The sequence below is a fragment of the Bacillus sp. SIMBA_005 genome, from assembly GCF_046535585.1.
GTDB lineage: Bacteria > Bacillota > Bacilli > Bacillales > Bacillaceae > Bacillus > Bacillus pumilus.
On the sequence record NZ_JAWRWI010000938.1, the window covers coordinates 1 to 247 of the forward strand.

Here is a 247-nt window from a genome sequence, read left to right on the forward strand (position 1 = left end):
TGGACATGTGGGTAATCTTCACCATTCCCTATGAAACATTAGGCTCCTTTTGTTAACTTCGTAAAATGTCCAAAATCTTCAGATCCTCGAAAAGCTTCGCTCAATTCAACGAATGCGATACCTTCCGATTTTGCAGCACAACGAATCTTGTCTACACTTTCTTTGTGATTGACCGTTTCCGGGAATTCATCATTGTAGTGAAAACTTACCTGTAAGCCGTATTGTTGCGCTTGAACTTTGGCAAAAT

At 40.1% G+C, this 247-nt stretch carries 1 pseudogene; it reads right to left on the minus strand.

Annotated features, from left to right (window positions below):
* Positions 1-38 precede the first annotated feature (38 nt).
* Positions 39-247, minus strand: a pseudogene (locus SB660_RS22835) (M20 metallopeptidase family protein); the annotation flags it as partial.